General features: G+C 67.3%; 13 protein-coding genes. 10 read left to right on the forward strand and 3 right to left on the reverse strand.

The features are described from left to right. Positions 1–3: 3 nt before the first annotated feature. Positions 4–768, reverse strand: a complete 765-nt coding sequence (locus tag QE444_RS04060) for an endo alpha-1,4 polygalactosaminidase (RefSeq protein ID WP_280309842.1) — start codon at positions 766–768, stop codon at positions 4–6. A gap of 294 nt (positions 769–1,062) precedes the next feature. Beyond that, positions 1,063–2,457, reverse strand: a complete 1,395-nt coding sequence (argH, locus tag QE444_RS04065; RefSeq protein ID WP_273862559.1) for an argininosuccinate lyase — start codon at positions 2,455–2,457, stop codon at positions 1,063–1,065. A 128-nt stretch (positions 2,458–2,585) separates the two neighbouring features. On the opposite strand from argH, the gene QE444_RS04070 reads away from it, so the two are divergent. The 8 genes from QE444_RS04070 to rsd all read left to right on the forward strand — a co-directional run bounded on the left by QE444_RS04070 (position 2,586) and on the right by rsd (position 9,948). Then, entirely contained in the window at positions 2,586–3,662 is a 1,077-nt protein-coding gene (locus QE444_RS04070) for a sensor histidine kinase (RefSeq protein WP_133860446.1), read from the forward strand. A gap of 4 nt (positions 3,663–3,666) precedes the next feature. Then, positions 3,667–4,413 carry a LytTR family DNA-binding domain-containing protein gene (locus QE444_RS04075; protein WP_007161369.1) on the forward strand — a complete coding sequence of 249 codons (747 nt, stop codon included), beginning with the start codon at positions 3,667–3,669 and terminating at the stop codon, positions 4,411–4,413. 100 nt (positions 4,414–4,513) lie between these two features. After that, positions 4,514–5,452, forward strand: a complete 939-nt coding sequence (gene hemC / locus QE444_RS04080) for a hydroxymethylbilane synthase (protein WP_133860447.1) — start codon at positions 4,514–4,516, stop codon at positions 5,450–5,452. Beyond that, positions 5,449–6,207 (forward strand): uroporphyrinogen-III synthase, encoded by a 759-nt coding sequence (locus QE444_RS04085; protein WP_309737397.1) that lies wholly within the window; start codon positions 5,449–5,451, stop codon positions 6,205–6,207. Before hemC ends, QE444_RS04085 begins: the two co-directional genes overlap by 4 nt. Positions 6,208–6,224: 17 nt before the next feature. Beyond that, positions 6,225–7,391: a uroporphyrinogen-III C-methyltransferase gene (locus tag QE444_RS04090; protein WP_273862556.1), complete on the forward strand. Its 1,167-nt coding sequence runs from the start codon at positions 6,225–6,227 to the stop codon at positions 7,389–7,391. After that, positions 7,388–8,596: a heme biosynthesis HemY N-terminal domain-containing protein gene (locus QE444_RS04095; RefSeq protein ID WP_133860450.1), complete on the forward strand. Its 1,209-nt coding sequence runs from the start codon at positions 7,388–7,390 to the stop codon at positions 8,594–8,596. The genes QE444_RS04090 and QE444_RS04095 overlap by 4 nt, the downstream gene beginning before the upstream one ends. A gap of 88 nt (positions 8,597–8,684) precedes the next feature. Further along, positions 8,685–9,170: a disulfide bond formation protein B gene (locus QE444_RS04100; RefSeq protein ID WP_133860451.1), complete on the forward strand. Its 486-nt coding sequence runs from the start codon at positions 8,685–8,687 to the stop codon at positions 9,168–9,170. Positions 9,171–9,471: 301 nt separating this feature from the next. Next, positions 9,472–9,948, forward strand: a complete 477-nt coding sequence (rsd, locus tag QE444_RS04105) for a sigma D regulator (RefSeq protein ID WP_133860452.1) — start codon at positions 9,472–9,474, stop codon at positions 9,946–9,948. Here rsd and QE444_RS04110 read toward each other — a convergent pair. Next, positions 9,945–10,409 (reverse strand): TIGR02444 family protein, encoded by a 465-nt coding sequence (locus QE444_RS04110; RefSeq protein WP_309737398.1) that lies wholly within the window; start codon positions 10,407–10,409, stop codon positions 9,945–9,947. The two genes, rsd and QE444_RS04110, sit on opposite strands and share 4 nt — an antisense overlap. Positions 10,410–10,456: 47 nt before the next feature. Here QE444_RS04110 and QE444_RS04115 point away from each other — a divergent pair, with 47 nt between their 5' ends. Together QE444_RS04115 and QE444_RS04120 are read left to right on the forward strand one after the other, a co-directional pair. Continuing rightward, a complete protein-coding gene (locus QE444_RS04115) occupies positions 10,457–12,364 on the forward strand; it encodes an ATP-binding cassette domain-containing protein (protein ID WP_309737399.1) in 1,908 nt (635 codons plus the stop codon). Beyond that, positions 12,364–12,942: a mechanosensitive ion channel family protein gene (locus QE444_RS04120; RefSeq protein WP_133860455.1), complete on the forward strand. Its 579-nt coding sequence runs from the start codon at positions 12,364–12,366 to the stop codon at positions 12,940–12,942. Before QE444_RS04115 ends, QE444_RS04120 begins: the two co-directional genes overlap by 1 nt. The last annotated feature ends 2 nt before the right edge of the window (positions 12,943–12,944 follow it).

Below are 12,944 nucleotides of genomic sequence, written 5' to 3' on the forward strand. Positions count from 1 at the left end.
TGCCTACTTGCAGGCGGTGCCCAGCGCCGCCAGCGACAGCGGGTAGAACTGCAGGTTGTAGCCCGAGGTCTTGGCCTGGCTGCAGCGCTTGGTGCTGTAGAGGCCATAGTCGATGATCATCACCGGTTTCTTCTGGGTGCGGAAGTAGCTGTAGGCGTTGCACTCGGCGTAGTCGTAGCAGCTCTCGTTGAGGGCGAAGTCGAACTTGCCGTAGAGGCTCGGCACCAGGTCCACGGCGTTCTTCAGACCCACCAGCAGACTGCGCCTGTGCGCCTCGTCAGCCAGCCAGTTGAGGAAGTCCAGCTGCTGGGCCTTGGTCAGCTTGAGACCGTTGGGATTGCTGAAGCCGTCGACGTTGTCCGGATCCACGCCCTGGCAACCCTTCTGCACCGCCAGGTCCAGCCGCTTGGCCAGCAAGGCGCGGACGTCGGCACGGCGGATATCCAGCCAGCGTTCGCCCGGCCAGGCGTCCAGCGCCTTGCCCAGGGCGGCCTTGGGATAGAGCGCGGCGTCGGGCCGCCAGTCCTCCCAGGTACCGGCGCTGAAATAGCAGATCACCGTCTTCCCATTGCCCTTCAGGTTGGCGATCACCGTCTTGCTGGTGTCATAGAGATCGATGTCGTAGAGGGTGCGATTGGGCTTTTGCAGCACGCCGTTCAGCTGGACATGCCAGGTGAGCGTCTGTGGCAGCGGTGGTGGCAGGGCGGCCTGGCTGGAAGCCGCGGCGAACATTCCGCAAAGCAGGATGGAACAGGCTGAAAGGCGCATGAGACTTGACTCGAACGGCTGGTCAAGTCTCCAGTATCGGCTGCCGGGTCGCAGTCCTGAGCGCCAGTCGTCGTACCTATCAACGGCTGGTCGGCCGTCGTCTGACCGGCTTTCCGGCCCCCTTGCGCAGAGAGCCCTGGCCTAGAGCCCTTGTCTTCGGCTCAGGCGCCTGCTCGACGGTGGAGTGAGCCCTTACACCCGTTCGCCCTGCCGATGAGCGGCAGGGGCGGGGTCTTCGGCCGGCGGCTTGCACGCCCGCCCGCGGAGCTGCGAGCGAGCAGCGCAGTGGCCGGATCAGCGCTGGGCCAGCAGCGCGCGACCGCGTTGCACGGCGGCGCGGACCTGGGCCGGGGCGGTACCGCCGATATGGTCGCGAGCATTGACCGAACCTTCCAGGGTCAGAACGGCGAAGACGTCCTGCTCGATCTGGTCGCTGAAGCGCCGCAGTTCGTCCAGGCTCATCTCGGCCAGGTCCTTGCCGCTGTCCACGCCGTACTTGACCGCGTGGCCGACGATCTCGTGGCAGTCACGGAAGGGCAGGCCCTTGCGCACCAGGTAGTCGGCGAGGTCGGTGGCGGTGGAGAAGCCACGGCGGGCCGCCTCGCGCATGATCTCGCGCCTGGGCTTGATGGCCGGGACCATGTCGGCGAAGGCCCGCAGGGAGTCGCGCAGGGTGTCGGCGGCGTCGAACAGCGGTTCCTTGTCTTCCTGGTTGTCCTTGTTGTAGGCCAGCGGCTGGCCCTTCATCAGGGTCAGCAGGCCGGTGAGGGCGCCGAACACCCGGCCGGTCTTGCCGCGCACCAGCTCGGGGACGTCCGGGTTCTTCTTCTGCGGCATGATCGAGGAGCCGGTGCAGAAGCGGTCGGGCAGGTCGATGAACTGGAACTGGGCGCTGGTCCAGAGCACCAGTTCTTCGGAGCAGCGCGACAGGTGCATCATCGCCAGGGAGGCCGCGGCGCAGAATTCGATGGCGAAGTCGCGATCCGAGACCCCGTCCAGGGAATTGCCGCCAATGGCCTCGAAGCCCAGCAGTTCGCAGGTGACCTGGCGCTGGATGGGGTAGGTGGTGCCGGCCAGCGCGGCGCTGCCCAGGGGCATGCGGTTGACACGCTTGCGGCAGTCGACCAGGCGCTCGTGGTCGCGGGAAAGCATCTCGAACCAGGCCAGCAGGTGGTGGCCGAAGGTCACCGGTTGTGCGGTCTGCAGGTGGGTGAAGCCGGGCATGATGGTATCGGCTTCGGTCTCGGCCAGTTGCAGCAGGCCTTCCTGCAGACGGTTGAGCTCGACGAGGATGGCGTCGATCTCGTCACGCAGCCACAGGCGGATGTCGGTGGCCACCTGGTCGTTGCGGCTGCGTCCGGTGTGCAGCTTCTTGCCGACCACGCCCAGGCGCTCGGTCAGGCGCGCCTCGATGTTCATGTGCACGTCTTCCAGGTCGACGCGCCACTCGAAGGTGCCGGCCTCGATCTCGCCGCGGATCTCGTCCAGCCCGGCGATGATGGCGTCGCGCTCGGCTTCGCTGAGCACCCCGGCCTGGGTCAGCATGCGGGCATGGGCCTGGCTGCCGAGGATATCGTGGCGATAGAGGCGCTTGTCGAAGTCCACCGAGGCGGTGAAGCGGGCGACGAAGGCGTCGACGGGTTCGCTGAAGCGTCCGCCCCAGGACTGGTTGGTTTTTTCGCTGCTCATGGATCGGCCTGCTGCTGGGCTTGTCGGTAAGGATGAGAAGGGGCCGATGATAGCAGTCCCGAGCGGGCGCCGGCCCGATTCAACGGAGCCGACTTGCCGACGAGTGGTATCTGACCCACACTGCCTCCATGATACTCGAACGCCGCAAAACTCCCCGACCGGTCAAGGTCGACGACTTCTTCGTCCCGGCGCTCTGCGAACCGGAAGCCCTGCTCGTGCTGGTGGTGCTGGCCGAGCTGCTGGTCCTCGTCCTGGTGCTGGCAGAGCCCTTCACCCTGCAGTTCAACTGGATCCGCCTGGCGCTGGTGTCGCTGTTCGTGCAGTGGATCGTGCTGCTGTCGGCGGCGCTGCTCTGTCGCCTGCGGCCCTGGCTGGCACGCCATCGACCGGTGGTGGCGGGCGGCTTCTGCTGCGCCATCGTGGTGGCCCTGACGCTGCTCTGCACCCTGGTGGCCGACTGGCTGCAGCTGGCCGGACCGCTGCAGCGGGTCGGCGAGGTGCGGCTGTACATGAGACACGCGCTGATCGCCCTGATCATGTCCATGCTGCTGCTGCGCTACTTCTGGCTGCAGAGCCAGTGGCGCCGCCAGCAGCAGGCCGAATTGCAGGCGCGCATCGAGTCGCTGCAGGCACGCATCCGCCCGCATTTCCTGTTCAACAGCCTGAACAGCATCGCCAGCCTGGTCGCCCTGGACGCCGACAAGGCCGAGCGTGCGGTGCTGGACCTGTCGGCGCTGTTTCGCGCCAGCCTGGCCCAGCCGGGCAGCCGGGTACGCTGGTCCGAGGAGCTGGAACTGTCGCGGCGTTATCTGGAGATCGAGCGCCTGCGCCTGGGCGATCGCCTGCAGCTGCAGTGGGACGTGGACGGGGTGCCGGCGGACCTGCCGATTCCCCAGCTGACGCTGCAGCCGCTGCTGGAAAACGCCCTGATCTATGGCGTCGCGCCGCGCATCGAAGGCGGCCTGGTGACCATCTTCGCCACCTACCGGGACGGGGTCTTCGAACTGGTCATCAGCAATCCCTATGACCCGGAGGTGGAGCAGCAGCCACGCCCACCCAAGGGCACCCGTCAAGCTTTAAGCAATATCGAGGCGCGATTGACGGCACTTTTCGGACCAGCTGCGAGTCTCAAAATCGAACGCCGCGACCAGCGGCATACAACGTCTCTTCGCTATCCATGCGAGCGACTCATGCGGGAAGCCTGAGCTTATGAATGTCCTGATCGTCGATGACGAACCCTTGGCGCGCGAGCGTCTGGCCCGTCTGGTGGGGCAACTGGACGGTTATACCGCCCTGGAGCCAACAGCCACCAACGGTGAGGAAGCCCTCGCTTTGGTCGAAAACCTCAAGCCTGACATCGTCCTGCTCGACATCCGCATGCCGGGTCTGGACGGCCTGCAGGTGGCCGCGCGACTCTGCGAGCGCGAATCGCCGCCCGCGGTGATCTTCGTGACCGCCCACGACGAATACGCGCTCGACGCCTTCCAGGTCAGCGCCGTGGGCTATCTGGTCAAGCCGGTGCGGCAGGAAGACCTGGCCGCTGCGCTGAGCAAGGCCCAGCGTCCCAACCGGATGCAGCTGGCTGCCCTGACCAAGCCGCCGGCCAGTGGAGGCCCGGGTCCGCGCAGCCACATCAGCGCGCGCACCCGCAAGGGCATCGAGCTGATCCCGCTGGACGACGTGGTCTACTTCATCGCCGATCACAAGTACGTGACCCTCAGGCATTCCGGCGGCGAAGTGCTGCTGGACGAGCCGCTCAAGGCGCTGGAAGACGAATTCGGCGAGCGCTTCGTGCGCATCCATCGCAATGCGCTGGTTTCCCGCGAGCGCATCGAGCGGTTGCAGCGGACGCCCCTGGGTCACTTCCAGCTGTTCCTCAAGGGCATGAACGGCGACGCCCTGACCGTCAGCCGCCGCCACGTGGCCGGTGTGCGCCGCCTGATGCACAGCATCTGACACGTTCATGGGCCGACGACCGGTGCGCAGCGCAAAAGCGGCGCCGGTCGATTTGCTATCATGGCCGGCAATCTGACGTCCTGACGTGCCGGTAATGCCCATGCCCCGCGAAATTCGTATCGCCACGCGCCAGAGTGCCCTGGCGCTCTGGCAAGCCAACTTTGTCAAAGACCGCCTCGAAGCGGCGCATCCGGGTCTGCGGGTAAGCCTGCTGCCGATGATAAGTCGTGGAGACAAGCTGCTTGATGCGCCGCTGGCCAAGATCGGTGGCAAGGGCCTGTTCGTCAAGGAACTGGAAAACGCCCTGCTCGACGGCAGCGCCGACATCGCCGTGCACTCCATGAAGGATGTCCCCATGGAGTTTCCTGCAGGCCTCGGCCTGTACGCCATCTGCGAGCGGGAAGACCCGCGCGATGCCTTTGTCTCCAATCGCTACAGCGGTCTTGCCGAATTGCCCCGGGGCAGCGTGGTGGGGACGTCCAGCCTGAGGCGCCAGGCCCAGTTGCTGGCCTTGCGCCCGGATCTCGAGATCCGCTTCCTGCGCGGCAACGTCAATACCCGGCTGGCCAAGCTCGATGCCGACAACTACGACGCCATCATCCTGGCCGCCGCCGGACTGATCCGCCTGGGCTTCGCCGCGCGCATCCGTGAATACCTGACTGTCGAGGACAGCCTGCCGGCAGGTGGCCAGGGCGCCGTGGGCATCGAGTGCCGGACCGACGATGCCGAGGTCCATGCGCTGCTCGAACCCCTGCACCATTTCGACACCGAACGCCGGGTCGCTGCCGAGCGCGCCCTGAATCGCCGTCTCAATGGCGGCTGCCAGGTGCCTATCGCCTGCTATGCCGTGCAGCAGGGCGAGTTGCTCTGGCTGCGCGGTCTGGTCGGCCAGCCCGATGGCGGCCTGCTGCTGCGCGCCGAGGCCCGCGGCCCGCTGAACGATCCCGCCACCCTTGGCGTGGCGGTGGCCGAGGACCTGCTCGCCCAGGGCGCCCAGGACATCCTCGATGCCGTCTACGGGACCAGCGGCGCATCATGAGCGGCTGGCGGCTGCTGCTGACCCGGCCGGCGGAGGAGAATCCACCGCTCGCCGCCGCCCTGGCCCAGGCGGGCATCGCCACTGCCAGCCTGCCCTTGCTGGACTTGCAGCCGCTGGCGGAAACGCCCGCACAGCGCTCGCTCTGGCTCAATCTCGATCGCTATGCCGCCGTACTGGTGGTGAGCAAGCCGGCGGCTCGTCTGGGTCTCGCCGCCCTCGATCAGTACTGGCCGCAACCGCCGCTGCAGGCCTGGTTCGCCGTAGGTGCGGCCACCGCCGCCGTGCTCGAAGACTATGGGCTGCTGGTGCACCACCCCCAGCGTGAGGACAGCGAAGGCCTGCTGGCGCTGCCGGCCTTGCAGGAAGCCCTGCAGCGCCCGGAGCCCGAGGTGCTGCTGCTGCGCGGCGAGGGCGGCCGCGACCTGCTGGTCGAAACCCTCACCGCCCGCGGCACCCGCGTCGAGGTGCTCGAACTCTATCGCCGCCAGTGCCCGCAGTACCCCGCAGGGCAGGTCCTAGAGACCCTGGCAGCGGAACGCCTGAATGCCATCATGGTCAGCAGTGGGCAGGGTTTCGCGCATCTGCAGGCCTGTGCGGGTGCGGATTGGCCCGCGGTGCGCCGTTATCCCCTGCTGGTACCCAGCGCCCGTGTTGCCGAACTGGCTCGCGCCAGCGGCTGCGAACTCATCATCGAGTGCCAGGGCGCCAGCGCCAGTGCCTTGATCGCCGCGCTTGCCCATCACCATCCGGATTGACCCTACAAGGAATTCCCGTGAGCGAAACTCAAGCCCCCCGCGCCGACGACGTCTCTCCCGATCCAGTCGTGACCCCTGCCTCGCCGCCGCCACCACCGCCACCGGCAGGCGTGCGCCGCAAGGGCTCGGGCAAGGCGTCCGGCCTGGCGCTGCTGGCCCTGCTGGTAGCCGCCGGTGGCCTGGGCGTCGGCGGCTGGAGCGTCTGGCAACTGCAGCAGGTGCGTCAGGCCGAGCAGAGCCAGGCCGCCCAGGCCGAGGATCTGCGCAGCCAGCTGCGCCAGCTGGAAAACCGCAACCAGGCGTTGAGTGCCGATCTGGGCCGCCTGCCCTCGGCCAACGAGCTGGAAGAGCGCCGCCGTCAGCTGGCCGAGCTGCAGGGTGACCAGCAGCACCTCGCCGAGCAGTTCAAGGAGGTGGTCGGCCAGAGTCGCCAGGCCTGGCGACTGACCGAAGCCGAGCACCTGCTGCGCATGGCGACCCTGCGCATGACCGCGCTACAGGATGTGCCCAGTGCCCAGAATCTGCTGCAGGGCGTCGATGACATCCTCAAGGCGCAAAACGATCCGGCCGCCTTCAACGCGCGTCAGCAGGTGGCCAATGCCCAGCAGACCCTGCGCCAGTTGCCCGATCTGGATCGTACCGGGCAGTTCGTCCAGCTGGCCTCGCTGCGTAACCAGGTGCAGAGCCTGGAGCCCCTGCCGCCACGCTTCTCCACCACGGTGGCCGACCAGCCCGGCGTGGAAAAGGCCGCGGTCCCGCCGAGCAATGCGTTGCAGCAATGGTGGCAGGATTTCCGCCAGCGCATCTCCAGCTACTTCCGCATCGACTTTTCCGCCGATCAGCCGATCCGTCCGCTGCTGGCCGAGGAGTCCCTCGCCCAGGTGCGCCTGGCCATGAGCCTGGCGCTGGAGCAGGCGCAGTGGGCCGTGCTCAACGGCAATCAGGAGGTCTATCGGCTCTCCATCGAGCAGGCCGAAGACGTCCTCGCCGCGCACTTCAACAACCAGAATCCCGACAGCCGTGCGGTCAAGCTGCGTCTGCAGGAGCTGGCCGAGCGTCCGGTCACCTTCGAAGCGCCTGACCTGACCCCGGCCCTGACCGCGCTGCAGGCCTACATCGCTCAGCGTCAGCAAATCCAGCCGAACAATGCCGCCGCCGGCGCGGCTCAGGAGAATCGCCCATGAAGCGCCTGTACCTGCTGTTCCTGTTCGCCCTGCTTGTCGGCCTGGGCGTCGCCGTGGTGCTGGCCAAGGAGCCGGGCTACGTCCTGCTGTCCTACAGCAACTTCCGCTACGAATCGAGTCTCTGGGCCTTCCTGGCCATGCTGGTGGCCGCCTGGCTGGCGCTCTACATCCTCAAGCTGGTGCTGGGCGCCCTGGGTCTGACCGGCAAGGTGCTCAATCCCTGGTCGCGGCACAATCGCCAGCGCCGCCTGGAGCAGGCTCGCCACAAGGGGCAGCTGGAACTGGCCGAAGGCAACTGGAGCGGTGCCCTCAAGCATCTGAAAGGCGCCGCCGAGCACGCCGACCAGCCGCTGTTCGTGCTGCTGGGTGCTGCCCGCGCCGCCAACGAGCTGGGTGACCTGGAAGAACGGGATCGCCTGCTGCGCCAGGCCCGCGAGCGCGAGCCCCAGGCCGAACTGGCCATCGGCCTGCAACAGGCGCGACTGCAGATCGACCGGGGCCAATACCTGGAAGCCCGCGACAGCCTGGCGCCGTTGCAGGCCAAGTATCCGAAGAATGGCGAGGTGCTGCTGCAGCTGCAGCGCCTGCAGGTGACCCTGCGCGACTGGCCGGCGCTGATCGCCCTGCTGCCGCAACTGCGCAAGCAGCAGGTGCTGCGGCCCCAGGAGCAGGATGACCTGGAACGCAAGGTCTGGATCGCCACCCTCGACGAGGTTCCCGCCCAGGGCGCGGAATCGGCGGTGGATGCCCAGTGGCAACAGGTGCCCACGGCGCTCAAGGGCGATGCCGCGGTGGTACTGGCCTATGCACGTCAGCTGCGCGCCATCGGCCGCGACGATCTGGCCGAGGAGGTGCTGCACATTACTCTCAATCGCCAGTGGGACGAGCGCCTGGTGGAGCTCTATGGCCAGCTGCGTCCGCGCGACGCCAGTCGCCCGCTGCACCATGCCGAGGGCTGGCTCAAGGACCGACCCCAGGACGCGGTGCTACTGCTGGCCCTGGGCCGGCTGTGCATGAACAACCAGCTGTGGGGCAAGGCGCGCGAATATCTGGAGCGCAGCCTGGCGCAGCGGCCGTCCGCGGTCACCGCCGGTGAACTGGCCCGGGTGGCCATCCAGCTGGGCGATGTGAACCGCAGCCAGCAGCTCCTGCAGAGCCAATGGCGCGAGTCCGACGCCTCTTCGCTGCCGACGCCCAGGGTCTGACGGCACGCCTCGTCTGCCCGGGTCCTTGAAAGGTGCCCGGGCTTTCACTACCGTAACGTCCCAATTCCCTGTTGGAGACGGCGCGTCCGTGACTAGTCCCCGCTTCATCTTCCTGTTCATGGCCGCCACCTGCGCGGTGCTCATGGGCGTCGGTCTCTATCTCGAACACGTGGTCGGCCTCGAGCCATGCCCGCTGTGCGTCATGCAACGGATCTTCTTCATCCTGGTCGGGGTGGTGGCGCTGATCGCCGGCATCCAGGCACCGGGCAAGCGTGGGCGGCGCATCTATGGCGTGGTCCTGCTGCTGCTGGCCGCGGCCGGTGCCGCCACCGCCGGCCGCCAGGTCTATCTGCAGACGGTCCCGGCGGAGGAGCTGGCAGCCTGTCTGCCGAGCCTGGACTACATGATGCAGGCGCTGCCTTTCCAGGAGATCATCCGCCTGGTCCTGCACGGCACCGCCGACTGCGCCGAGGTCAACTGGACGCTGTTTGGCCTGAGCATCCCGGAATGGAGCCTGCTGGCCTTCGTGCTGCTCATGGCCCTGAGCCTGGTCAAGGTCTTTCGCCGTCGCTAGTGTGGTGTTTCTGACGTTCGCGCAAGAATTGGCGAGTGAGTTTCGTGCGGTTCGGCACCCCGAGTGGGCCAGATGCCGGACGAGTCATGGCAGGGCTGTGGCGGGAGGGGCAACGACGTCCAAGACGGTCCGCCGCTGCGGACAAGAAGCGCCGCCAAAACTGTGTGGTTAACTTCTGAAACGCCACTTTGGCCTTTCTCCGAGCAACGGCACTCGCCTGGCGAGACGATGTCGGTATAGTTCCTGATAACCCCCGGGCGCCTGCGCCCGGACCGTATCGCCCGTATAGAGAGCTGCCGTCATGCTAGAAACCTGCCGCAATGCCCAGGAACGCTGGGGTGGGGTCCACCAGCTGATCGACCGCTGGCTGATTGCCCGCCGCGAGCTGGTGACCGCCTACGAAACCCTGGACATGGAGCCCCTGCTGGGTCCGGTGCGCGAGGTCGGTGAACTGGAGCGACTCTGCGACATGCTGGTCGACTACATGTCCACCGCGCATTTCGAGATATACGAGCAACTGGTGGCCGAAGCCCGCGAATTCCAGGACGAGCGCGCCATCGAGTTCGCCGACAGCGTCTATCCGCGCCTGCAGGCCCTGACCGACGCCGCCCTGAACTTCAACGACAGATTCGAGCGCGGGGCCTACCGGGACCCGGGTCTGCTGACCATCGAACTCAAGCTGCTGGGCGAAACCCTGCGCGAGCGCTTCGAGCTGGAAGACTGCCTCATCGAGGTGCTGCACACCTCGCACCAGCAACCGCGTCTGGCTTCGGTCTAGACGCGGATCATCCGCGCCGCCTCGGCCAGCAGGTCGAGGTCCGCGGCGGCTGCCTCACGCGGTGTCAGCGCGTGCAGCCAGGTCTCCGAGTCCTGAGCAGCGCGACATGGCCAGTGCGCGGCCAGGTGGGCCAGGCGAGCGAGCTGTTCACGTTCCGCCGCCAATTCCAGTCCCTTGAGCTGCTCGCGCAGTGCCGCCAGGCTTTCGTCCGCGCCGGACGCGGCCTTCCAGGCCTGCCGTAGCTGGCGCAGTGGACGCACCACCGTGTCCTGCCAGTGCTGCGAGGCGCGCTGCAGCCGCGCCAGTCCTTCGCTGTCGCGGGCGCAGGCGCGCCGATCCAGCCAGAGCGCCGTCAGCACCAGGCAGACATCGGCGCCAGCCTCCTGCAGACGCAAACAGGCGCCTTCCACGCCGGGCCGGGCGTATACTGCCAACGCGAATTCCCACAGGTCCTCTTGCATGTCCGCCTCCCCGTTCGTGGGTGGTGGAGCTGCTACACTCCGCCGCCATGATCCGACTACAGAACCTTACTCTACAGCGTGGCCCCCAGCGTCTGCTCGAAAGCGCAGAGCTGACCCTGCATCCCGGCCAGAAAGCCGGTCTTATCGGTGCCAATGGTGCCGGAAAATCCAGTCTCTTCGCCCTCCTGCGCGGCCAGCTCGGTGCCGACGCGGGCGACTGCCACATCCCGGCGGCCTGGCGCATCGCCCACATGCGCCAGGAGGTGGACACCCTGGAGCGGCTGGCGGTGGACTATGTGCTGGATGGCGACATCGACTTGCGCCGCATCCAGCGCGAGCTGGCAGCCGCCGAAGCGGCCCAAGACGGTAACGCCCTGGGTCGGCTGCACGCCGACTTCGAGGCCGCCGACGGCTATACCGCCGATGCCCGGGCGCGCAAGCTGCTGGCCGGTCTGGGCTTCACCGCCGCGCAGATGGAACGCCAGGTCGGCGATTTCTCCGGTGGCTGGCGGATGCGCCTGAACCTGGCCCAGGCGCTGATGTGCCCTTCGGACCTGCTGCTGCTCGACGAACCCACCAACCACCTGGATCTGGACGCCATCCTCTGGCTGGAAGACTGGCTCAAGGGCTATCCCGGCACCCTGATCCTGATCTCCCACGACCGCGACTTCCTCGATGCCGTGGTCGATCACGTGGTGCACCTGGACCAGCAGAAGTTGGTGCTCTATCGCGGCGGCTATTCCAGCTTCGAGCGCACCCGCGCCGAACGCCTGGCGCAGCAGCAGCAGGCCTATGACAAGCAGCAGGCCCAGCGCGCCCACATGGAGAAGTACATCGCCCGCTTCAAGGCCCAGGCCACCAAGGCGCGCCAGGCACAGAGCCGGATCAAGGCCCTGGAACGCCTGGAAGAGCTGGCGCCGGCCCATGTCGACTCGCCCTTCGAATTCGTCTTCCGCGAGGCGGACAAGCTGTCCAGCCCGCTGCTCGATCTCGCCGAAGGCCGGCTCGGCTATGGCGAGACCACCGTCCTGCACCCGGTCAAGCTGCAGCTGACGCCGGGTGCGCGCATCGGTCTGCTCGGCCCCAACGGCGCCGGCAAGTCGACCCTGATCAAGACCCTGGCCGCCGAGCTGGAACCCCTTGGCGGCCGCCTGCAGCGCGGCGAGAACCTGGCCATCGGCTACTTCGCCCAGCACCAGCTCGATTCCCTGGACGCCAAGGCCAGTCCGCTGCTGCACCTGCAGCGCATCGCCCTCGGCGAGCGCGAGCAGGGTCTGCGTGACTTCCTCGGCGGCTTCGACTTCCGCGGTCCGCGCTGCGACGAGGTGGTGCTGAATTTCTCCGGTGGCGAGAAGGCCCGGCTGGCGCTGGCGCTGATCGCCTGGCAGAAGCCCAACCTGCTGCTGCTGGACGAACCCACCAACCACCTGGACCTGGACATGCGCCTGGCGCTGACCCTGGCGCTGCAGGAATTCGCCGGGGCGGTGCTGGTGGTCTCCCACGATCGCCATCTGCTCAAGAGCACCACCGACGAATTCCTGCTGGTGGCCGATGGCAAGGTGCAGGCCTTCGACGGCGACCTGGACGACTACAGTCGCTGGCTGGTGGATTTCCGCGCCCGGCAGGAGCCCGTGTCGGACGGCGACGCGGCGGTCGACAAGACCGATCGCAAGGCCCAGCGCCAGGCCGCCGCCGCCCTGCGCCAGCAGCTGGCACCGCTGAAAAAGGCCGCCGACAAGCTGGAAGTCGAGCTGGGCAAGCTGCAGGAAAGGCTCGCCACCCTGGAAGCCCGCCTGGGTGACAGCGGACTCTACGACGCCTCCCGCAAGGAGGAGCTGCGCCAGGCGCTGGCCGACCAGGCCACGGCCAAGACCCGCGAAGCCGAGCTGGAAGAGCAGTGGCTGGAGGCCCTGGAGCGGCTGGAAGGTCTGCAAGCCGAACTCGAGGGGGCCTGATGACGCAGTGGCTGTACACCTGGCTGCCGGGTTGGGGCGACTACCTGCTGGTGGCCGGTCAGGTGGCCCTGGTGCTGCTGCTCGGCTACGTGCTGCAGCGCATCGTGGCCCGCGCCGTCACCGGCCTGGGCGAACGCTATCCGCTGCCGCCGCAGATCGTCCTCGGGCTGCGCGGCGTCCTGCGCTGGCTGATCATGGGCAGTGCCATCCTGATGGCGCTGGAGCGCTTCGGCGTCTCCGCAGCGGTGCTCTGGACGGCCATTTCCGGTTTCGTCGCGGTGGCCGCGGTGGCCTTCTTCGCCATCTGGAGCGTGCTCTCCAACCTGTTCTGCGCGGTACTGATCTTTACCGTCGGCCCCTTTCGCCTGGGCGATCGCATCGAGGTGCTGGACGCGTCGGACAAGCCGGGCATCAAGGGTCGGGTGGTGGCCATCAACATGCTCTTCGTGACCCTGCAGGAACTGGACGACAACCAGGAAGCCACCCTGGTGCAGATCCCCAATACCCAGTTCTTCCAGAAGTCGGTCCGCCGCTGGCGCGATGCCGATGGCTCCTTCGATTTCCATCTCGACAGGTGAAT

Origin of the sequence: Pseudomonas sp. SORGH_AS_0199, assembly GCF_031453735.1 — a bacterium.
Taxonomy (GTDB): domain Bacteria; phylum Pseudomonadota; class Gammaproteobacteria; order Pseudomonadales; family Pseudomonadaceae; genus Chryseomonas; species Chryseomonas aestiva.